Genomic DNA, 21,597 nt, shown 5'->3' with positions numbered 1-21,597 from the left:
GGAACCAAAAATTATTCCAACTAGGTATTAAAATTTTAAGACCGTGTATCCTTTTGGTGCATACGTAGTCACCATGGTCAAGGCTGAAAGCGCAACATTGACACTATCATACAAATCAGCTTTTTGCAAATCTCTAGCACGCAGCGACTGACCGCAAACTAGTATTTCTGCTCCAGCAGCTTCCAGCGCTTTATATACAGCGATATTCGGATTATCAACATTGTATCGCTTCTGATAGACTTCATTACTCATTACAGTGGAGATAGCACCACCATGAACTACTACTTTCACATGCAAACGATCCTTGGAAACACCCGCAAGCGCGTGAAGATTCATCAAACGGGCTACATTGTCCACCCAGCGGCTGACCTCAGCGTTTTCGTCTGCGGCAGTGGACATATCTATTAAGATAAAATATTCCAAACTCCCATCAGGCCTTTCGGTAGCTTCAGGCACTTCGTAAATGCCTCCAAAACCCTTTACGAGAGGAAATTGGGCAGATTGGGCAAAGGAAAATTGTGCAGTAAAAATCGCAGCGCAGAATAAAGCTGCTTTAAGTAGTCGGTTCATAGAATTTCAATTTGGGTGAAAATGTAGGGAAAATTTTGGGGAGGAGGGAGGCCATTGGTGGAAAAGAATACACTATCGAGTTATCAGTTGGATATCTATGGTGCTGTTCGAGTCATCACTAATGGGAAACAGCAATATCCAATTTCGGTTTGTGAACAAACACCGAGGCGCACGAATTAACTAAGTCAAGCTTCTGTAGAAGAAGGACAACCCAGCGTACTCCGCGAAAAACTCAGCGTTCACCTCGGTTAAACCAAAAAAGCCTCAACCGAATAAACGATCAAGGCTTCCATGTGCGCACGAGAAGATTCGAACTTCCACACTACTTAAAGCACCAGCCCCTCAAGCTGGCGTGTCTACCAGTTTCACCACGTGCGCGGTTAACAGTTTGCAAAAGTATCAGACTTGCCTATTCCATGCAAACCCGATGCAAACCTTTTACGATTATTTTCAGGGTACCCATAAACTATGCCTCCGTTCGTGTCTCACGAACTGACTTAGCCACTACCCGTAAACTTTCCCTTCTGCCGCCAAGAGCGTATTGTAAAGCAAAGAAGCTATCGTCATCGGCCCTACTCCACCCGGTACAGGCGTGATTGCTGAAGCTATTTCCGACACTTCGTCAAACTTCACATCTCCTACCAACTTGAAACCTGACTTCTTGCTAGCGTCTTCGACTCTATGAATTCCCACATCGATCACAACTGCGCCAGGCTTTACCATATCTGCAGTCACAAAATGAGGCTTTCCTAAAGCGACGATAAGAATATCAGCTGTTTTGGCGATCTCAGGAAGATTGGCAGTTCTGCTGTGAGTCAACGTGACTGTGGCATTTCCTGGGTAGCCATTTCTAGCCATCAAGATACTCATCGGACTTCCCACGATATGACTTCTTCCGATCACTACGCAATGCTTGCCTGAGGTCTCGATATTGTATCTCTTGATCAATTCTATGATCCCGTAAGGAGTAGCCGCTACGTAAGCTGGCCAGTTCAATGCCATACGACCAACGTTTGCAGGAGTAAATCCATCCACATCTTTCTCAGGCTTGATCATATCAGTCACTTTCTCTACGGAAATATGTTTGGGAAGCGGAAGTTGTACGATCAATCCATCGATTGAAGGATTATCATTGATATCTGCTACTACTTTCAGAAGTTCCTCTTCAGAGACATTGTCCTCCAATCTCACCAAAGTGGATTCAAAACCACATTCACCACAGGCCTTCACTTTCGCGCTCACATAGGTCTGGCTAGCTCCGTCGCTTCCTACTAGAATAGCTGCCAAATGAGGAGTTTTCCCACCTTCTTCTTTTATTTCGGCTACGCGAATAGCTATTTCTGATTTGATTTGTGATGAGGTTAGTTTTCCGTCTATTAGAGTAGGCATTGTTTTTCTGATTTTGTAAATCAAACTTCGATATTCAACATTCGATGTTCGACATTCATTATTCAATTATTATTTCGTTCAGCAGTTTCAACACTTTTGACAAAGATTGAAATAAACTGATAGCATTCATTTTGAAGATAAGCTATTGCTTCGATGTCGAGATGAAGTTTAGATTTTTCTATAATCTTTATTGCTACTCCACTTTCTCTCAATTCCTTCAAAACCACTTGCATCTTATGGATAAAATCCTTTCTAGATTATCCAGATTGAGCTTCCCCATAATTCAAAGCTGGCGAAGTTCCGCTTCGGAGAAGCTGGTTGCTCATGTGATTTCCAGCTTTGGCGTTTATCATGGAATCAGTAAAAGAAATAATATCCGCAGCGAATTTGATTAGTCGAGCCTCTAGATCGTACTTCCTTTCCATAGCAACTAGATATAGTTTTGAACTCTCAGCACTTAAGTATTCGAGACCTCGTGATTATACTTTTTAACTTCTATACTCCAAAGCTCTTGAACCGGGCGCATACTTCATTATTCGAACTTCTTCACTCTACATTCGAAATTAATTTTTTAGTAATGAATGTCTAATGATGAATTTTGAATTTCGAAGTGATTCAAAATCTCACAAACTTGACTAATCTAGATAAAAGTCTCCTAATCAGACGATATCACTTGAATGACGAACGCCGAATGATGAATGGTGAAGTTCGAAGTTTTCAAACACCCGCAAAATTGATTAATCCAGATTTAATTCTCCTGATCCAACCATAGCACTTGAAAGATGAATAGCGAAGCTTCTTAGCTTCGTAAACAAAACTTAATCTAATTTTAAAACCGCCATAAATGCCTCCTGAGGAACCTCGACGTTTCCGACTTGTCTCATTCGCTTCTTGCCTTTTTTCTGCTTTTCTAGGAGTTTACGCTTACGGGAAATATCCCCACCATAGCACTTCGCCAATACGTTTTTGCGCAAGGCTTTTACCGTTTCTCTGGCAATGATCTTCTGACCAATCGCGGCCTGAATAGCGATTTCAAACATTTGGCGCGGCACCAGTTCTTTGAGTTTCTCACAAAGTCTTCTACCCCAATCGTATGCTTTATCTCTGTGAACTACCGCGGAAAGTGCATCAACTGGCTCACCGTTTAGCATCACGTCAAGTCTCACCATGTGCGACACTTCGTATCCTTTCAACTCATAATCCAAAGAAGCATATCCTCTGGAAATAGTTTTCAATTTATCAAAGAAGTCAAAAACAATCTCTGCCAGCGGCATATCGAATGTTAGCTCCACTCGCTCAGAAGTCAGGTAAACTTGGTTTTTGATCTGACCACGCTTGTCCATACAAAGTGTAATCACCGCGCCTACGTATTCTGCCGCAGTAATAATGGAAGCTCTCACATAAGGCTCCTCAATATGCTTCATCCGTGTAGGATCTGGCATATCGGAAGGTGCATTAATAAGCTGATAGGTATCGTTGGTCATAAGTGCCTTGAACTGAACCGACGGCACTGTAGTGATCACAGTCATGTCAAATTCACGCTCCAAACGCTCCTGAATAATCTCCATGTGAAGCATTCCCAAGAATCCGCAACGGAATCCAAAACCCAACGCCATGGATGTTTCTGGTTCCCAGACTAGCGAAGCATCATTCAACTGGAGTTTTTCCATGGAATAACGAAGTTCCTCATAGTCCGTAGTCTCCACCGGATAGATTCCGGCAAAAACCATAGGTTTTACGTTTTCAAAACCCTGAATAGCTTTATCACAAGGTCTCTTGATGTGCGTGATGGTATCACCCACTTTGATTTCCTTGGCTACTTTCACCCCAGAGATCAAGTAACCTACGTTACCAGCGCTCATGGTTTGCTGGGGAATTTGATTTAAACCCAAAATCCCGATTTCATCCGCCTCGTATTCTTTACCGGTATTGACAAATTTGATCTTATCGCCTTTGCTGAACGTACCGTTGAAAATTCTAAAAATAACTTCTACACCACGGAATGAATTGTAAACCGAGTCAAAAATCATCGCTTGAAGTGGTGCATCCGGATCTCCTTTTGGAGCTGGAATTCTATTGATCACAGCTTTCAGGATATCGGCTATACCAATACCTGTTTTGCCAGAGGCCAAAATAATATCTTCTCTGTCGCAACCGATCAAATCTATCACCTCATCGGCAACAGCTTCTGGATCTGCTCCGGGAAGGTCAATTTTGTTCAGGACTGGGATAATCTCCAAATCATGACCTAGGGCCAAATAAAGATTGGAAATAGTCTGAGCTTCGATTCCTTGGGAAGCATCCACGATCAGCAAAGCGCCTTCACAGGCAGCAATTGATCTAGAAACCTCGTAGGAAAAATCCACGTGACCTGGGGTGTCAATCAGATTGAGGGTATATTCCTCGCCCTCATGAGTATATTTCATTTGGATCGCATGAGACTTGATCGTGATACCACGCTCGCGCTCCAGATCCATATTGTCCAACAACTGAGCCTGCATGTCACGGTCGGCGACCGTGTCAGTTTCCTGCAGTAGCCTATCTGCCAATGTACTCTTCCCGTGATCAATGTGGGCGATGATACAGAAATTCCTTATATTTTTCATATCCATTCTGGGCGCAAAAGTAATAAATAACTAGGAGATAAGAGAATTTTCAAACTCAATGATCAAGTTTCAAATTCATAATCAATTCTTACTAGTCAAACTCAATGCTCAATTTACAAGTTTTGACAAAGAGCGTAAATTCAATTAAAAATTGACAATTGTTCATTGACTACACCTTATTGCAGTCATCATTAAGGTTCAATCCTCAAGTAGCATCATCCCAAACATCAACTTGGAAATCGAGAGTTTGTGATAGGGCTGTACCTAAAGCCTCAGCTAAAAAAAACAACCCCTATTAATTTATTACCCATAGTTTGCACCTAAAGGCCAGGTTAAAAATAATCAAGTCTCAATGTTCAAATTCAATGTTCAAGGAAAAATACCTCCCAGTAGCCCACTTGAAAATTGATCATCGTTAATTGATCATTGAAAATTTCTCCAACTCATTTGGCGCAAGTCTTCAGACTTGTGACTTTTCTTATTGCAGTTTTCAGACTGCTTCTTTAATATCTTGAAATTTTGAATCAAAGAAGTAATACCTAAACACTTTAAAACCAACTATTCCAAAACGGCAGTCTGAAGACTGTATTATTTTGGGTCCAAGACTGAAGTCCTGAACCAATAGTATGTGCTAAATTGCAGGATCAAAACCCAGTTCCATGCAGTCAGTAGCCGAAAATAAGAAGTACGATAATATCGCCGAATACATTATCTATATGTATCAAATGGAGGATTTGATCAGATCCTATCAGGGAAATCCCGATGAAATCAAAACCTTCATAGTCGAGAAATATCCTGTTTCGGAAGCCGACAAAAATAAAATTGCTGAATGGTACCTGACACTTTTAGATCAGATGAAAACTCAGGGTATTCTGGAAAAAGGGCACTTGGAAGAATTAAACTCCTTGGTATCGGAGCTGGCGCAAATTCATTGGGGTCAACTCAAGACCGATCCTAAGTACTTTGAAGCTTATAGCAAAGCCAAGCCATTTATAATTGACGCGGTGATGCAAGCGGATGGTCAAGATCTTGGAAATGAGATTCAAATATGCCTGAATGGTGTTTATGGCTTATTACTTTGCAGACTGCTGGGCAGAAAAGTATCTGATGAACAACTGAAGTCTGCCGAAGCTTATGGAGATATTCTCAGTACGCTGAGCTATCATTATCAGGTGAAGGATACGATTTCGAAGAATTGATATTTATATTGGAAGATTGGAAGATTACTTCACACCAAACTTTAGCAAAACAGGAGTATCGTAATCAGCCTTTTCCATAATCTCAATTTCTGGAAAATCAGCCATGATCGCTTTCCATTTATCATCAGATTCCAAAAGTTCAGACAGTTCCATTTTAGAAATATAGACGTAAAAGGAATCTCCGTCCACAGCTAATGGACCTTTCATTTCCATCAGAAACTTTTCACTTTTAGCTAAATAACTTTTTCCTGCCTTAATATCGTAATACCCAATTCTAGGATCTACCACATAAAGTCTTCCACCCTTCTTTTTAGCATTGAGGTTAAAGAAAAAATACGATTCACTTTCCTCGTAATATTTTGACAAAAAAGTTAGATCTCCTGTAGCAAGCTTTTCGAAGTATGCATTTAGTTCATGGCGGTCTTCCTCTGGCCATAAGTCATCTATAGCTACAAATTTATATTTAGGCTTCAAATTCATCTTACTATCCATGCCATAAACCGTAGACGAGGCAGGTTCATTGACCAATATGCCACCAGAATTAGAGTTTGTCAAATTCCCTGAAATATGGTGTAACCCAATCGGAAAAGTCTCTTTTGGGAAAGGAAAAACAGTCTTTAACGTGTCTCCATTATGTTCTAATACACTTAAATATTTGTTGTAAGGATTAAAGTAGGTAAGTGTCAAGACCGGCTGATCGCCAAGCAAGGCAATATGATCCGCTTGGCTTCCTATTTTAAAATTTCTGACAAATGTGCCATCAGGCTTATATACTTTCACCTGCATATTCCCTGGACCGATTACATAGATCTCATCTTTCTTTTGATCATAAGCAAAATCAGAAATTGCTTGCATTTCAGTAGGCCCATCGCCCAGTGTGCAAACCTTATTTTCAACTTCACCATTGACATTGAACCTTAACAATGCATCTAAATCATTATCAAGAACTATATATCCACTCTCTGAAATCACCAACTTACTTGCTTCTGCTAAAAAGAACTCTAAATCATTCTCAAGTTCCTTCACGTCAATTAATTCAAATATTTCAAGAAAATCGAGTTCACTAAATGTATCAGGGTCATCAATCGAAATAATCCTTATAGAATCATTTTCGATATCGTCAACTTTTTTTCCGGAACATGAAAGTAAAGCAATAATTAATACAATTGTAAAATTCCAATTGAAGAAATGTAAATGGGTATTAAGCTTATTCACCGTGTTTTTTTTGAAAAATGGATTTAAAAATTAATAATATTGACACATGTTCTAATGCTTTTAAAAAAGGTTAGGGATAGATGAGTTCGACTCTAACCTTTTTACATTTTTTTTGAACAACCAATGTCACTTAATCATCGTGGCATCCATCTGGGTTGCAACCCATACCATATTGGACACATGCTGTATAGTATGACATCTTACTTGGACAAAGTTTTGCCTCTGGCATCATCACTGATGGTTCATAAGGCAAAGGCACTTCTGCATTTGCATTAATTTGGATTTCACTTGGAAAACTAATTAGACCAAAAATGCATAAACACATTAAAATCATTACTTTTTTCATAATTTTTAGTTGTTAATTTTTAATAAAATAATAGTTATCAATAATAAGTAATTTTTTTTTTTTTTTACAAATTAATCTTAGTTGAAAAACTAATTAATGGCCCCAACTTCCTGACAACCAGTAGATTTAATTTAACAAAAACTCCCACACAGATCTATACCCTTCATGCTCCTCGAAGTACCCAAGCAATCCATCAAAAAAGGCATTTTGAGCTAAGGTGCTGCTATCCCCGATCAGAACTAGTTTGCGCTTCGCGCGGGTTAAAGCCACATTCATTCTACGCTCTTCGGACAGGAAACCTATTTCCCCTCGGTCATTGGATCGAGTCAGGGAAATCAACATCAAATCACGCTCCTGACCTTGGAAGCCATCTACCGTATCGATCGTGATCAACTCACCCAGAGACTTCAAGTTTGGGAAATCATAAGACTCAAAAACCAAACTCCGAATTAGTCTCACCTGCGCTCCGTAGGGTGCAATCAGCCCAATCGTCCAGCCTTCCTCCTTGAATTTTGCTAACCCAATGGAAGTAATCAGACGATTGAGATGCGTGCAGGCAAATCTTGCCTCTTCGGGATTGAAGGTGCTTAAGCTTTCCTCCTCCACTTGCTCAGTATAGCCAGAACCAGCAGTGTCGATCCACTCTATCGCAGCTTCACCTTCGAACGTATGAGTTAGCGTATTTTCCGCCGCTTTCAGATTTCCGTGATAAAACCATTCATTCGAAAAGCCCATAATCTTCTCAGGCATTCTATACTGAAGTTCCAGCATGTGCGCGGCTTGCGGCTTGCGTTTGATCACTTTTTCAAAAAGTGTCTCTGCCAAACCTTCCTTGGCTGCCTGTCTTGACTTGATCGTAGGAGGAAGTTGGAAATGATCACCAGCAAAAACTACCTTCTTTGATTTCAAAATCGGAATCCAAGTGGCTGCCTCCAGTCCTTGAGCTGCTTCATCGATAAATACCACATCGAATTTCATTCCTTTCAGATGGTAGGACGAAGCACCCACCAAGGTGCTTGCAAAAACTTTTGTCTTTTGGAAAATATCAAACTGTATGTATTCCTCCAGCGCTTTTGAAGCATCTCGAAGTCGGGAAACCTCCTCATACATCAGTTTTCGCTGCATCCGCTCTTCGTGCCCAAAATTTCGCTTGTATTGTTTCGCCAGCTTCAGGTATTGGTCAGTTTCTTTGCGAAGCTTCTTCAAGTCTCGATAACTGTCATGAAAAGCTATCTTGGCATCCAGCGTCTGATTCAAAATCTTCTCCTCCACTCTGGCAGGATGACCGATTCGAAGTGTCTCTATTCCCCGATCGATTAGCTTTTCCACCAGTAAATCGACGGCAGCATTACTTGGCGCACAAACCAAAATCGCTTGGCCTGCTTCCACTGCATCCTGAATCGCCTCGATCAATGTAGTGGTTTTGCCAGTTCCCGGAGGCCCGTGGACAATAGCGACATCTTTGGCATTCGCGATAAGTGCACAAGCTTGATTTTGGGAGAAATTGAGATTGGGTTTTGCGGGAATTTGTCGAATAGAAACTTGAGGAGCTTTTTCTCCCAGAAGAATCTCAGCCAATTCCTTAACTCGCTTATCTTCTGATGAAATAACCCTTTTTAAAGCAAATTCCATTTCTCGATAGCTGGCCTCGTCAAAAAGCAAATCCACACCGAGTCGATTGCCGTGCATCCAATCCGGGATTTCATCGGATTGGAGGGTGACCACCATGGAATCTTTGCGTACCTGATTGATCACGCCATGAATGCGATCATCATTGGATTGATAGTTATCCTGTGTGGTGAAAAAAGCAACGGATTTACCAGATCCAAAAGCCGAAGAACTTCCCTGATCGAGTCGCTCCACCTCCACCAAAATGCGCTCGCCCATACCGATTTTGCTCTTTTTGAGTTGGATGGGATGCCAGGTAATCCCTTCCTTTTTCTTATCGGCAAGTGAGGTATTGAGAAACTTTTGCTTGTACTGAGCTAGATCTTCCTGCCATTCTTGCTTCAGCAGTTTCAATCCATTTTTTAATTCTTCCGTGATATTGGGCATCTATCCGTATTTTAGGCGAAACTAATGAAAACCTCTCGAGTTTCCCCAATTCGACACCTCCTATGAACTACCTAGCTCACGCATATCTTTCTTTTGGTCAGGACGAAGTGCTTGTGGGTAATTTTATTGGAGACTTTGTGAAAGGAAAAATGATGAACACTTTTCCACAACAAGTCCAGAATGGCATCAAACTTCATCGTGAGATTGACAAATTCACTGACACACATCCTTTGGTGCGAGCTGGGCAAAGCTATTTGAGACCAAAATACAGACTCTATTCTTCTGTAATTACCGACATCTATTTTGACTATTTCCTGGCAAAAAACTGGGATAGATATTCTGAAATCACCCTACTGGATTTTACACAAAAAACCTTTACTACCTTAAAACATTACCATCTGCTTTTTCCTGATCGCTTCGCAAACATGTTAATGTGGATGGAGCAGGAAAATTGGCTTCTACAATACAAGCAGATTGAAGGTATTCGCAAAACGCTCACTGGGATGTCACGCCGAACCCGCTTTCCATCCAAAATGGAAATGGCCCATCTGGACTTGGTAGAGAAGGAACAGGAATATCAGGTGATATTCTTCGCTTTTTTCGAGGATTTGGAGACTTTTGCACGAGAGAAACTACTAGAAATTCAAGATTCCAATGCTGGTCATTAAACCAAAAGTATCCACTTACATTTCATTGAGCCTAGTGCTACTCATCCTCATCTCGGGTTTAGTATTTATCCTCAGGGACTTTGCCTATAAAGGGAGTTTTGGGATCTGGTTTTATCTGATTGCCTGCACACTCATCACGCTGGTTATACTGATGCTACTGGTGAAAATGCTGGCAGGATATAGATTTATCACCGCAGGAAGGGATCAGATCATCGTCAAATTGCCCTTGAGAGGATATACTAAGACGTATCCCGTTTCTCAGATACTGGCTTGGGAAGAAGAAATCGTGCTAGCAAACAAAAAAGAATTCCGTCAGGTAACTATAGCTTTCACAGATAAGCAATCCATCTCAGTATCCAATCATGAGCATGAAGCCTATAAAGATCTAGTCGAATATTTGGCTAAAAAAGCTGGGAAGCAGAAGGTGAAAAGTAAGAAGTAGTAAGTAAAAAGTGGTCAGTTGTCAGTTAGAAAACAGGCATGAACCAACAAAATGCGCTCTCCGCGAAACCTTTGTGGTCTTTGTGGTTAAAATCAAAAAAAGCCTGAGATCGATCTCAGGCTTTCAGTTTATTTTCTAGTTCGGAAATTGGCATCATAAAGATCGACGCTTTCTTTAATGATTCGCATCGCATCTTCTTTGCCGAGAAAGTCTTCAACTTTTACTTCCTTATTTTCCAGCTTTTTGTAGTCTTCAAAGAATCTATGAACTTCCTTCATCAAATGCGGAGGAAGATCGTCAATATCATTGATGTAATTCACGGACTGATCTCCAGCCGCCACTGCGATAATCTTGTCATCAGCTTCACCACCATCTATCATTCTCATCACACCGATCACCTTGGCTTCTACCAAACACATCGATGGAATATCTATTTGAGAAATGATCAGAATATCCAATGGATCATGATCTTCACAGAAAGTCTGTGGGATAAAGCCATAATTTGCAGGATAATGTACTGCAGAGAAGAGTACACGGTCTAGCATCAGCATCCCCGTTGTCTTGTCCAGCTCGTATTTTCCTTTGCTACCCTTGGGTATTTCAATTACACCCGTTACGATTTCAGGGGCATTTTTCCCAATGTTGACGTCATGCCAGGGATTAATCATAATATTTTGAATTAGTTGATAAAAAGTTGAGCTTTTCACAAAGGCCGAGCAAAGATAAGGTTTAACCCGTAAATGCCCAGAAACCTCCTCTTATTTCATACTTGGCAAGGTGACTTTAAAGGTAGTTCTTTCTCCAAATACAGATTCCAAATCAATTTTTCCACCCATTTGTTCTACCGCTTCTTTCACCATATAAAGCCCTAAACCTGTGCCTACGTTCTTCTGCGTAGCACGAGAGAACAGATTAAACACATCTGGGTGATGCTTTTCTTCTATTCCAATCCCATTATCTGCTAGGGTAATAATAGCTTCAGACTCGGTAACATCAATGGTCAAACTTATCCTCTGATCACTTTGGTCTGACTTCTGAAACTGAACCGAATTGCTAAAGAGGTTATTGATAATCACCCGGATTTTAGAATCATCCGAGTAGAATGCATGCTGCTGATTGATCTGGATATCGACTTGAATATGATCAATATTAAACTTTGCTTTACACGCACTTAATTGTTGTGCGACTACATCATTAAAACTGATCTCGGAAATTTTATTTTCAATTTTTGTGGATTTATAGAAATCCAGCATTTTGTGGATAAAATCATCCAATTTACCAGTTGCTGTATCTATCATATCAAAATACTCCATCGCTTCCTGATCTTTGAGTTCCATTTGGGCCAACTTCGACACACCGGAAATACTCATCAAAGGCCCTCTTAATTCATGAGACAAACTGTAAACAAATTGGTTCATCTCTGAATGAAGCTTTTGAAGCTTCACATTTTTATCCTTTAATTCGCGCCGCATAAAATATATATCAGCAGCATTTTTAATCGAGTTTCTGATCTGTTCGATATTCCAGGGCTTATCAATAAATCGATATACCTCCCCCTTATTGATGGCGTCTATTACGGAAGCAATATCTGAATAGCCCGTAAGCAAAATACGGATCGGATCAGGATTGAACTTCACCAGCTCCTCAAAAAACTCAGTACCGGTCATACCCGGCATTCTCTGGTCGGCAATTACGACATGAACTTCCTCTTCTCTGGCTATTCTCAATCCTTCGTCAGCATCTATGGCTGTAAAAATCTTAAAGTCTTTTCTTAAAGTAGCTTTGAATGACTTTAAGTTGTTGTCTTCATCATCGATATAGAGGACATGAATTTTATCATTCATAGCGTTGAGTACTTTGATGTATTGGAAGCGTTATTTTAAATGTAGTTCCCTGGCTCTCCTTCGTAATTACTTCCAGCGTTCCTTTGTGACTTTCAATAATAGAATAAACTATTGAAAGCCCCAAACCCGTGCCTTTTCCCACCGCCTTTGTGGTAAAGAAAGGTTCAAAAATCCGCTGCTTCACGTGCTCAGGCATTCCCCAGCCATTATCTATGATTTCAATCGTAATAAATTCTCCCAATGACCTGGTTCTAACCTCAATCTTGGGATCAGAAATACAATCGATGTGATCTGCCAAGGCATGGATCGCGTTGTTGATGATATTCATAAATACCTGATTTATTTTACCAGCAAGACACTCAACCAATGGCAGCTCCTCAAAATCACGGATTATACGGATTTTGGTAGACATGGTGCTATTCAGCAAGATAATTGTACTGTTGATCCCATCGTGGATATCCACTTTCTTCATATCCTGCTCATCTACACGTGAAAAAAGTCGAAGTCCTTTCACAATTTCCACCGTTCTCCTCGCACCATCATCCATGCCTTTCAGCAATTGATTCACTTCATCCAGCACATAATCAAGTTCTAAGTCTTCCTCTAATTGCTTTGCTTCTTTCTGTGAATCAGGGGAAAATTCCTTTGCCCCAGTAATTCTATAAAATGCGATCACCTCCATGATATCTTTAATATCACGCTTCAACGGCATAATATTGGAGCTTACAAAGTTGATCGGGTTGTTGATTTCATGGGCGATACCTGCAGTCAGCTGACCAAGTGAAGCCATTTTCTCTTGATTCACCAGTTGGCTTTGGGTATTCTGAAGATTGCGGAGCGCCTGCTCCAATTCATCAGTCCTGATTTTAACCTTGTCTTCAAGCATGGTGTTTTGTTGCTTGATCAGCTCCCTATTGTCATGGAGAACTCGAAGTTTCTCATTCTGTTCATCTTCTTTTTCCTTTTTTAGAATATTTATACGGTCAGCTAAAGCGAGTGAAAGCAAAATTGCTTCAAAAGCAGTCCCCACGAGCATCGGTAAATTGGAAAAAGAACCGAAATTAATTACTCCCTGATTTTGAAAAACAAATAACAAAAGTCCGAAGAGGAAGAATCCCCAGGCTGCTAAGAAGTAAAATGCAGGGCGATATCCTCTTCTGGCCATAATTATACCAGTGCTCATAAAAAATACCACTACTAGCAACCCACCTACATCGGTAAAACTATAACTCAATGACACAAAACCTAGTACTCTGAAAATTGCTCCAAAAGAGTATACTATCACAATAAGCGTTAAACCTTTATTAATGCCAGAAAGATGCTTTTTAGTTTGTAAAAAATTCCTTAAAAACAGAACCCCAAATATGCCAGAGAGCGAAGAGAATATGATAATACTATTCTCATACCATATTGAATTCTGAAAAAAGATTAAGAAATAACTATAGCCTAACAGGGACAGTTGAGCAGCAGAAATAAATAAAATATATAGACAATAGAAAAAATAGACTTTGTCCTTTACAGAAAAATAAAGAAAAAGATTATACAATAACAAGGCAATCATAACACCTATATACACACTCACGAGAGATATAATCTTTGTGTATTTATGATAGAATGCGTCTTCAGAGTCAATTCCTACCGAAAAATTAACCGGCTCAGTGGAGAATATTTTTAAATAATAAGCATCACCTCTATTTATTTTTACTTTGAAAATTGGATAAGGGTAAGTAAAGGGATTGGATTTACCGAGATGATCAATTGAGATTCTCTTGATTTGATTAATTGATTCACCATCACCACTCTTATACAATTCAACAATGCGGAAGGTAGGGTTTCCTACCTCAAGGATAGAATTAACTTGATTTTGTTCAAAATTGGTTAGATCAATTTTTGCCCAAACGGTATCTGATACAAATCCTAATGAATAACTTTTACCATCAGTATTTGAAGTAAAATCAACAGATTGAAACTCTCCCTTTTCTTTCTTATAGAAACTAATATTTTCTACTTTATATTCTTCATTGAACAGATTGTTTTGAAGTAAAATAATAGATAATAAAAAAAATGACACCATTAACAATATACCCCAATACAAGCTTCCTAATTTCGCGTCCCCCTTCATATTATCGTTAAGTCGCTAATGTTTAAGTCGAAATGAATTTCCAGTGGTCCTTTAGGACTTTCATCCAATGAAATTTGCTTCGGATTATTTCTTAAATTATCAATATATTCCTTCTCTACGGGAACTGAAAGAGGCAAGTTTGTCACGTCTTGTATTTCCATAATAGTAGCAACCAATCCTTCTTTTGGGTATAAAAAAGAACCATTATCTCCAAGTCCATAAATTATTTCAAAACCCACAGATTGAGAGTTTTTAACTGTAAAAGGAGAGCAAAATGCCATTAGACACTTTAAATTAAGAAATGAAGTAATAGCAACTCCAATCCTAATAAGGTAAATACTTCCTAGTCCAAAACCTGAAACTTCTCTGGAATTCCACAATCCACAATACTCCGCAACCTCCAAATCCTTATATTTTTTCATATATTCTACGATCTTGACATCTTTCTCGAAGATTGCTCCTTCTAGAGGAAGAGGGAAACTGGTATTCCGAAGCTGGATTCTGCCACCTCCTAGAATCCGATTTTCTCCATCCATGGATTCTACCAAAAGAAGATATACATTCGGATTATTTACCCAAGAGCGATCCGCAGAGGTAACTTTGGTCACACCATAAGTCTCTAAAACGTTAAAGTGGCCTTCAATGTATTTTTCAGTTACATCCGGAGAAGAAACTGCTCTCACCACTCTAATTTTTACTTTCATGTTCTGCTATCAAGAATTTATCTAAATCCACATATATTCTTCCAGAATATGATCTCTCACCACAAAGAATACTTTTTGAGAAATAGGCACACATTGCTCCTCCCATTATTACCGAAGATGCTAGTTGAGGCCAGGAAGTTATGGTTTTGCCTATTTCACTAATGCTGAATTTCGCCTTTTCAGAAAGCTTATCAAAATCTAATATGGACATCATCAACTTAGTCCGATTTTCCTCTAGATTTTCTAGTAGCTGATTTTCTGCTCCAAAACCGGAAAGCATCCCATGGAAAATTGCACGATTCGGTTCTAAATCAAACCTTTCTACATCGATCATTCCTCTATCGCTGGTATCCATCAACACAGGGATTCCTAGTTCTTTTGCTTTAATCCTGCTTTTGATTTTCACCTCCAAACTATCACACTCTTCTATTAATAAATCCAAATTGCCTCCGTGTGTAAAAAATTCATGGATATTATCATCGTGAACGCCTTCATTGTATAACACAACATTCAGATAGGGGTCTATCTCTGCTATTTCCCGAGCAGCAATTACCGACTTCTTAACTCCCAAATTATGAACCCCTGTGCGTATTCTATTCAGATTACTAAGCTCCAGCGTATCGAAATCAGCCAATCGAAGTTCTCCACATCCTCGTTCCAAAGCCAATGTTAAAGCTACACTCTGACCTACTGATAAACCTATTATTCCTATTTTTTTGCGCGCTAAGGTCTTTTGCTCCTCCTCTGTGATCACATATTTGTTCCTAATCGTTCGTACGGTAACAAACTCATCCTCTGGAAGCAGGTGAACCAGGCAATGGCGCCATGGATAATAAACCCAATTCCCATAACTTGAAGGAGATTGGCTGCCAAAGAAATCTGAAATTGCTTCATCCAATTCACTTGGACTGAATTTCTTTTGAGGATTTCTGAGCTTGATCAAATCACCTACCTGTGTCTTGATCTCATCGTGGATAAGTAAGGTGGTGTCTCGTTTAAGCTCCTGTAGTGCACTTTTTGATAAATCGTCTGAAGCATTTATTATCAATGGCCTATACACTTCCCTAGTAGAAGTATCCATTAGTTTTGACATCGAAATATACCTGAATGGCTTTATTATTGGGTGAGTAATAATTCACTAAAATGCAATAAATCAGCTAATGATAAATGAATAATATTCTTTTATTTTCATATCACTATCATTCATTGTAGCAATCCAGCTTTTTTATCGCTGATTTCCAGTGAATTGACAAGCTTATTCACTTTGCATCAGGACGATCTTACGAACTGTAAAACTACTAATACTAATTATCTTTTGACTAGAATTAATGAATTGAATTCTTTGCGTTAGCTTAGAAAGTAATTTTAATTTAACTTAATGAGGAAAATGAATAAAAGCATTTTGGGAAATGAAGGAATAATCCTTCAAAATTGAAGTTTTTTTTAGATTTTTGAACTATGGAAAATAAACCTCAAGAAAAAATTAGAATTCTCTATGTAGACGACGAAGAAAATAACCTTCAGGCCTTTAAAGCTACATTTAGAAGAGATTATAAGATTTTTATCGCTATATCAGCCAGCGAAGGGCGTGAGGTTCTTGAAAAAGAAGAGGTAGATGTCATTGTTACTGACCAAAGAATGCCAGGGGAAACTGGTGTGGAATTTCTGGAATCCATAATTCCACTTTACCCCCATCCAATTAGGATTTTACTCACCGGATATACGGATATTCAGGCTGTCATTGATGCGATTAATAAAGGGCAGGTTTATCATTACCTTACAAAACCCTGGGAGGAAGACTACCTACGGACAGTCATCAAAAATGCATTTGAAATCCATCAGCTCCGCATTGAAAATGAGAAACTTACTACAGCATTGATCAAATCCAATGATCAACTGGAGTTTCTACTTCGCCAAAATCTACTTTCTTAAGTTAATACCTCGCCGCTAGCAAAAGCTGCAATTCCTTGTGGCTGATGCCAAATTTCCTGCCCATGTAAGCATTTGTCAAGCTTCCTCGATAGGTATAAACTCCCCTCAAAAACCATTTGTAATTGAATATCATTTCCTCAGCTCCTCCTAAGTCTGCCATTTGAAGAATGATAGGAGTGAAAATATTACTCAAAGAATAAGAGGCAGTTCGCGCCACACGCGAGGCTATATTCGGCACGCAATAATGCGTAATATCGTGAACTTTGTACACCGGGTGATCATGTGAAGTCATCCTTCCTGTCTCTATACATCCGCCTTGGTCAATGGCTACGTCGATAATGATACTTCCATGCATCATATTTGCTACCATTTCTTCGGACACGACAATCTTATTTCGACCCTTTTCTGCTCGCAAGGCACCTATTACTACATCCGCTTCTGATAAAGCCTGATTTAGACTAAAATTATCAATAGTAGAAGTATAAACCTGCTGACCAAGTAGTTGCTTCAGTCTTCGTAATTTGTAAATATGATTGTCAAAAATCTTAATATTTGCTCCTAATCCCAAAGCTGTTCTAGCCGCATATTCCGCCACAGTCCCTGCTCCGATGATCACGACTTGAGTAGGCGGCACGCCTGTCACGCCCCCCATAATCAGACCCTTTCCGTCATTTTCGCTAGATAGATACTCCGCTGCAATAAGCATGACTGTGCTTCCAGCGATCTCTGACATCGCTCGGACGACCGGCATTCCACCCACCTTATCTTCCAGGTATTCAAATGCTACAGCCGTGATTTTCTTTTGATTCAGCGTATGTATAAACTCCTGGCTTTGTCGTTCGAGCTGTAAAGCTGACATCAAGCAGCTTCCAGTAGTCATGTACCCCAGCTCCTCCTCTGTAGGTGGATCAATCTTTAGAACCAACTCTGACTCGAAAACCTCTTTCTTAGAACTGGTGACTTTTGCACCTGCATCAGAAAAATCCTGATCAGTGAACTTGGATTTCAAGCCGGCTCCCGCCTCCACCACTACACTAATACCGTTGTTTGAAAGCAAACCAACGGATTCGGGAGTGATGACTATTCTCTTCTCTTGAGTTGAGACTTCCTTTGGCAAGCCAATCACCAAAGAATGGTCTCTTTTCCTCACCTTCGATGGCAATTCTTTAGGGATCAGTCCCACGGCAGTAAGTTGATCGATTTCAGCTGGCATTTTCGATGTGTTGTAAGGTCAGGATTCGTTTTGTTACGGAATCATTGGTGATCCGAATGAGGAAAAATTTCTCAGGCAAAAATGCAGCAATTTTTTCAGCCCATTCTAGCCAGCAATAATTTCCACTATAAAAATACTCTTCTATTCCGATATCCAAGGCTTCGGTGGGATCATCTATTCTATAAAAATCGAAGTGGTAAAAAATCTCCCCACTTTGATTTTCATAGTGATTTACAATCCCAAAAGTAGGACTACTCACTTGATCAGTGACTGAAAAAGCTCTGGACACGGCCTTAATCAAAGTGGTCTTCCCCGCTCCCATATCGCCTTGAAACACCCATACTTTTTCATTAGCGGCGGCTTCTATCACAGCCTGTGCAGCCTTTTCTACCTCATCTAGCTCGTATGTGAACAGGGTCAAATGCTAAATTATTTTGGTGACAAATGAACGATCGGAATGATCATTTCCTCCAAAGATACACCTCCGTGCTGAAAAGTATCCTTATAGAAGTTCACATAATAATTGTAATTATTAGGGTAGGCAAAGAAATAATCCTCCACAGCAAACACATAAGTAGAGGACACATTCAATCTCGGCAACTTCGCATCTTCAGGCTTTTTGATCTCAAAAACTTTTCCTTGCTCAAAATTCAAGTTCTTCCCCTGCTTATATCGGAGATTTGTAGTCACATTTTTATCTCCGATGATTCTATAAGGTCTGTTCACTCGTTTGGTACCATGATCGGTAGTGATGATCACCTCCGCTCCCGCATCATGGATCTTTTTCAATAATTCAAATAAAGATGAATGCTCAAACCAACTTGTCGTCAGCGACCGATAAGCGGACTCATCAGGAGCTAATTCCCGAATCATTTTCATATCCGTCCGTGCATGTGAGACCATGTCCACGAAGTTATAGACCAATACATTCAGGTCATTTTGAAGAAATGTGTGAAATTGTTCCAGAACTGCTTTCCCCTGATGGGCTTGAATAATTTTATTATAGCTGGATTTGATTGAAAGTCGGTTTTTCTCCAGGTTGATCTTTAGCCAATCTTCCTCGAAGTTGTTCTTCCCTCCGTCAGAATCTTCATCCTCCCAGAAGTTGGGATAAAATCTGGCCATATCCATGGGCATCATGCCACTGAAGAGCGCATTCCGCGCAAAAGCCGTGGTAGTCGGCAAGATGCTATAATAGGTATCCTTGTCTTTTATATTGAAATAAGGGGCTATGATGGACTCAATATCTTCCCATTGGTCTAGTCTGAAATTATCTATTACAATAAAGAATAGAGGCTTCTTTTCTTTGAGCTGAGGAAAAACCTTTTTCTTCATCACCTGATGAGAAAGCAGAGGTTTGGTCTGATTTTTCTCTTCCATCCAGTCCAGGTAATTTTCTTTTATGAATTTGCAAAAATTGGCATTTGCTTCTATTTTCTGCGATTCCAGTACGGGAAGCATGTTTTTGTTTTCTGTATCATCGATCTGCATCTCCCAATACGTCAACTTTCGATAGATGTCTGCCCAATCTTGATGATCTTCTGCATCACCAAAAGCCATGCTGATATTCATGAAATCCTGCTGGTAGCTTTGAGTAGTCCGCTCGTCAATCAACTGCTTGTTTTGAAGAAGTTTCTTCACCGAAAGCAAAATCTGGCTGGGGTTAATCGGTTTGATAAGGTAATCTGCAATTTTTCCTCCTATCGCATCATCCATGATATGCTCTTCCTCACTTTTGGTGATCATCACCACCGGCACTTGAGGTTTCATCTGCTTGATTTGTTGGAGCGTTTCGAGACCCGTCATTCCAGGCATCATTTCATCCAAAAAGATTACATCAAAGTTTTCTTTCTCTACTTCTTCGATAGCATCTACACCGGAATTGACTGTAGTGATAGCGTATCCTTTCTGTTCGAGAAAAAGAATATGTGGTTTGAGCAAGTCGATTTCATCGTCTGCCCAGAGTATCTTGAATTTTTGAGACATTTCAGGTTCCGTTTCTTTTAAAATTATAATTACTTTTGAGCCAAACAAAAAAGGCCTCCTTGAAAAGCCAGAAGATACTAAACGACCCGGTTTACGGATTTATCACGATCCCAAGCGAGTTGATTTTTACGATTATCGACCATCCTTATTTTCAACGATTGCGGAGGATAAAACAACTGGGACTAACTGATTTTGTCTATCCCGGAGCTCTACATACCCGATTTCATCATGCGATCGGGGCAATGCACTTGATGAGCATTACACTAGACAATCTACGAATAAAAGGCACTGAAATCACAGAAGAGGAATATGAAGCCGCGCTAATCGCTATTCTTTTGCATGACATTGGGCATGGGCCTTTTTCTCATGCCTTAGAATATAGCTTACTCAAGGGCGTACCCCATGAAGAACTATCTCTATTGACTATAGAACTCCTCAATCAGGAGTTTGGTGGCAAACTAGACCTTACTTTAAGAATTTTTAAGAATCAATACGAGCGAAAATTCTTTCACCAGCTGGTTTCCAGCCAATTGGATATTGACAGGCTTGACTATTTACAACGCGATTGTTTTTTCACCGGAGTATCTGAAGGAACGATTGGTGCAGACCGAATCATCAAAATGATGGATGTGAAAGATGATCAAGTGGTCATCGAAGAAAAGGGAATTTATTCTATAGAAAATTTCCTGAGCGCCCGTCGCTTGATGTACTGGCAAGTTTACTTGCATAAGACAACTGTAAGCGCAGAGAAAATGCTTATCAAACTCATCCAGCGGGCAAAATTTCTACGCCAGTCAGGCACTAATTTTACGGTTACCGAAGAATTTGATTTCTTTTTGAATCAAAACTTATCATTAGAGGACTTTCGAACTAATCCTGACTTTTTGCAATTGTTCCTTGAAATGGACGATTTAGATATTTGGGGAGCGATAAAACTCTGGAAAAATCATCCGGATTATGTGCTTAGGAATATTTCTCAGATGTTTTTAACACGAAATCTTTTCAAAATCAATTTGACTAATGAACCTTTTTCTGCGGAAGAAATAACACATTTGAAAGAGAAAACAATTAAAAAACTGCAAATACCAATAGAAGATTTGAATTATTTCTTTTCCCATGGGGCGGTGAGCAATTATGGTTACCTGGTTAAGGACAAAATTTACATTCTGACAAAAAAAGGAAAGGTAATTGATGTAGCACAGGCGGCGGACTTACCCAATATAAAAGTCATGAGTAAAATCGTGGAGAAACATTACGTATGTAATGCCAAAAGCCTAAATTTGAATTATTAACTTCGTTTTATATT

General features: G+C 39.7%; 19 protein-coding genes, 1 tRNA gene and 1 pseudogene. 5 read left to right on the top strand and 16 right to left on the bottom strand.

Going from position 1 to position 21,597, the window contains the following annotated elements; genetic code table 11:
- Positions 1-27 precede the first annotated feature (27 nt).
- The 5 genes and pseudogenes from BVH04_RS18045 to lepA all read right to left on the bottom strand — a co-directional run bounded on the left by BVH04_RS18045 (position 28) and on the right by lepA (position 4,571).
- Positions 28-570 carry a DsrE family protein gene (locus BVH04_RS18045; protein ID WP_086542868.1) on the bottom strand — a complete coding sequence of 181 codons (543 nt, stop codon included), beginning with the start codon at positions 568-570 and terminating at the stop codon, positions 28-30.
- Positions 571-864: 294 nt separating this feature from the next.
- Positions 865-948 (bottom strand) — tRNA-Leu (locus BVH04_RS18040).
- Positions 949-1,074: 126 nt separating this feature from the next.
- Entirely contained in the window at positions 1,075-1,959 is an 885-nt protein-coding gene (locus BVH04_RS18035; protein WP_086542867.1) for a bifunctional 5,10-methylenetetrahydrofolate dehydrogenase/5,10-methenyltetrahydrofolate cyclohydrolase, read from the bottom strand.
- A 62-nt stretch (positions 1,960-2,021) separates the two neighbouring features.
- Positions 2,022-2,384, bottom strand: a pseudogene (locus tag BVH04_RS26185) (four helix bundle protein).
- Positions 2,385-2,777: 393 nt separating this feature from the next.
- Complete coding sequence (lepA, locus tag BVH04_RS18025; protein WP_086542866.1) at positions 2,778-4,571, bottom strand: translation elongation factor 4; 1,794 nt, start codon at positions 4,569-4,571, stop codon at positions 2,778-2,780.
- A gap of 653 nt (positions 4,572-5,224) precedes the next feature.
- Here lepA and BVH04_RS18020 point away from each other — a divergent pair.
- Entirely contained in the window at positions 5,225-5,764 is a 540-nt protein-coding gene (locus BVH04_RS18020; protein ID WP_086542865.1) for a DUF4924 family protein, read from the top strand.
- Positions 5,765-5,788: 24 nt separating this feature from the next.
- Here BVH04_RS18020 and BVH04_RS18015 read toward each other — a convergent pair whose 3' ends face one another.
- The 3 genes from BVH04_RS18015 to BVH04_RS18005 form a co-directional block, all read right to left on the bottom strand.
- Positions 5,789-6,979: a 6-bladed beta-propeller gene (locus tag BVH04_RS18015; protein WP_086542864.1), complete on the bottom strand. Its 1,191-nt coding sequence runs from the start codon at positions 6,977-6,979 to the stop codon at positions 5,789-5,791.
- A gap of 130 nt (positions 6,980-7,109) precedes the next feature.
- Positions 7,110-7,325, bottom strand: coding sequence for a hypothetical protein (locus BVH04_RS18010; protein ID WP_086542863.1), 216 nt, complete (start codon positions 7,323-7,325; stop codon positions 7,110-7,112).
- A 126-nt stretch (positions 7,326-7,451) separates the two neighbouring features.
- Positions 7,452-9,380 (bottom strand): AAA domain-containing protein, encoded by a 1,929-nt coding sequence (locus BVH04_RS18005; RefSeq protein ID WP_086542862.1) that lies wholly within the window; start codon positions 9,378-9,380, stop codon positions 7,452-7,454.
- Between the two features lie 62 nt (positions 9,381-9,442).
- Between BVH04_RS18005 and BVH04_RS18000 the strand changes: the two genes are divergently transcribed.
- Both BVH04_RS18000 and BVH04_RS17995 read left to right on the top strand, forming a co-directional pair.
- A complete protein-coding gene (locus BVH04_RS18000; protein ID WP_086542861.1) occupies positions 9,443-10,048 on the top strand; it encodes an acyl carrier protein phosphodiesterase in 606 nt (201 codons plus the stop codon).
- The gene (locus BVH04_RS17995) at positions 10,035-10,490 is read left to right on the top strand and encodes a hypothetical protein (RefSeq protein ID WP_086542860.1); all 456 of its coding nucleotides are present in this window, start codon (positions 10,035-10,037) and stop codon (positions 10,488-10,490) included. The genes BVH04_RS18000 and BVH04_RS17995 overlap by 14 nt, the downstream gene beginning before the upstream one ends.
- A gap of 128 nt (positions 10,491-10,618) precedes the next feature.
- Here the strand turns inward: BVH04_RS17995 and BVH04_RS17990 are convergent, their stop codons facing one another.
- From BVH04_RS17990 to BVH04_RS17970, 5 genes are all read right to left on the bottom strand, one after another.
- On the bottom strand, positions 10,619-11,158 hold the full coding sequence (locus BVH04_RS17990) for an inorganic diphosphatase (protein WP_086542859.1): 540 nt from the start codon (positions 11,156-11,158) through the stop codon (positions 10,619-10,621).
- Positions 11,159-11,248: 90 nt separating this feature from the next.
- Positions 11,249-12,334: a hybrid sensor histidine kinase/response regulator gene (locus BVH04_RS17985; RefSeq protein WP_086542858.1), complete on the bottom strand. Its 1,086-nt coding sequence runs from the start codon at positions 12,332-12,334 to the stop codon at positions 11,249-11,251.
- Positions 12,327-14,456 carry a sensor histidine kinase gene (locus BVH04_RS17980; RefSeq protein WP_116116592.1) on the bottom strand — a complete coding sequence of 710 codons (2,130 nt, stop codon included), beginning with the start codon at positions 14,454-14,456 and terminating at the stop codon, positions 12,327-12,329. The genes BVH04_RS17985 and BVH04_RS17980 overlap by 8 nt, the downstream gene beginning before the upstream one ends.
- Positions 14,453-15,160 (bottom strand): hypothetical protein, encoded by a 708-nt coding sequence (locus BVH04_RS17975; RefSeq protein WP_086542857.1) that lies wholly within the window; start codon positions 15,158-15,160, stop codon positions 14,453-14,455. Before BVH04_RS17975 ends, BVH04_RS17980 begins: the two co-directional genes overlap by 4 nt.
- The gene (locus BVH04_RS17970; protein WP_240510975.1) at positions 15,144-16,241 is read right to left on the bottom strand and encodes a ThiF family adenylyltransferase; all 1,098 of its coding nucleotides are present in this window, start codon (positions 16,239-16,241) and stop codon (positions 15,144-15,146) included. Before BVH04_RS17970 ends, BVH04_RS17975 begins: the two co-directional genes overlap by 17 nt.
- A gap of 377 nt (positions 16,242-16,618) precedes the next feature.
- Here BVH04_RS17970 and BVH04_RS17965 point away from each other — a divergent pair, with 377 nt between their 5' ends.
- Positions 16,619-17,092, top strand: a complete 474-nt coding sequence (locus BVH04_RS17965; RefSeq protein ID WP_086542855.1) for a response regulator — start codon at positions 16,619-16,621, stop codon at positions 17,090-17,092.
- Position 17,093: 1 nt separating this feature from the next.
- Here the strand turns inward: BVH04_RS17965 and BVH04_RS17960 are convergent, their stop codons facing one another.
- From BVH04_RS17960 to porX, 3 genes are read right to left on the bottom strand one after another with little or no spacing between them, the layout of a single operon-like run.
- A complete protein-coding gene (locus BVH04_RS17960; protein WP_086542854.1) occupies positions 17,094-18,305 on the bottom strand; it encodes an alanine dehydrogenase in 1,212 nt (403 codons plus the stop codon).
- Positions 18,295-18,726, bottom strand: coding sequence for a tRNA (adenosine(37)-N6)-threonylcarbamoyltransferase complex ATPase subunit type 1 TsaE (gene tsaE, locus BVH04_RS17955; RefSeq protein ID WP_317045509.1), 432 nt, complete (start codon positions 18,724-18,726; stop codon positions 18,295-18,297). Before tsaE ends, BVH04_RS17960 begins: the two co-directional genes overlap by 11 nt.
- 8 nt (positions 18,727-18,734) lie before the next feature.
- Complete coding sequence (gene porX, locus BVH04_RS17950) at positions 18,735-20,291, bottom strand: T9SS response regulator signal transducer PorX (protein ID WP_086542906.1); 1,557 nt, start codon at positions 20,289-20,291, stop codon at positions 18,735-18,737.
- A gap of 59 nt (positions 20,292-20,350) precedes the next feature.
- Here porX and BVH04_RS17945 point away from each other — a divergent pair, with 59 nt between their 5' ends.
- Positions 20,351-21,583, top strand: a complete 1,233-nt coding sequence (locus BVH04_RS17945; RefSeq protein ID WP_086542905.1) for an HD domain-containing protein — start codon at positions 20,351-20,353, stop codon at positions 21,581-21,583.
- Positions 21,584-21,597 lie beyond the last annotated feature (14 nt).

Source organism: Algoriphagus antarcticus (assembly GCF_002150685.1).
In the GTDB taxonomy this organism is placed as follows: Bacteria; Bacteroidota; Bacteroidia; order Cytophagales; family Cyclobacteriaceae; genus Algoriphagus; species Algoriphagus antarcticus.
This window is presented reverse-complemented; position numbering and strand designations above follow the sequence as displayed.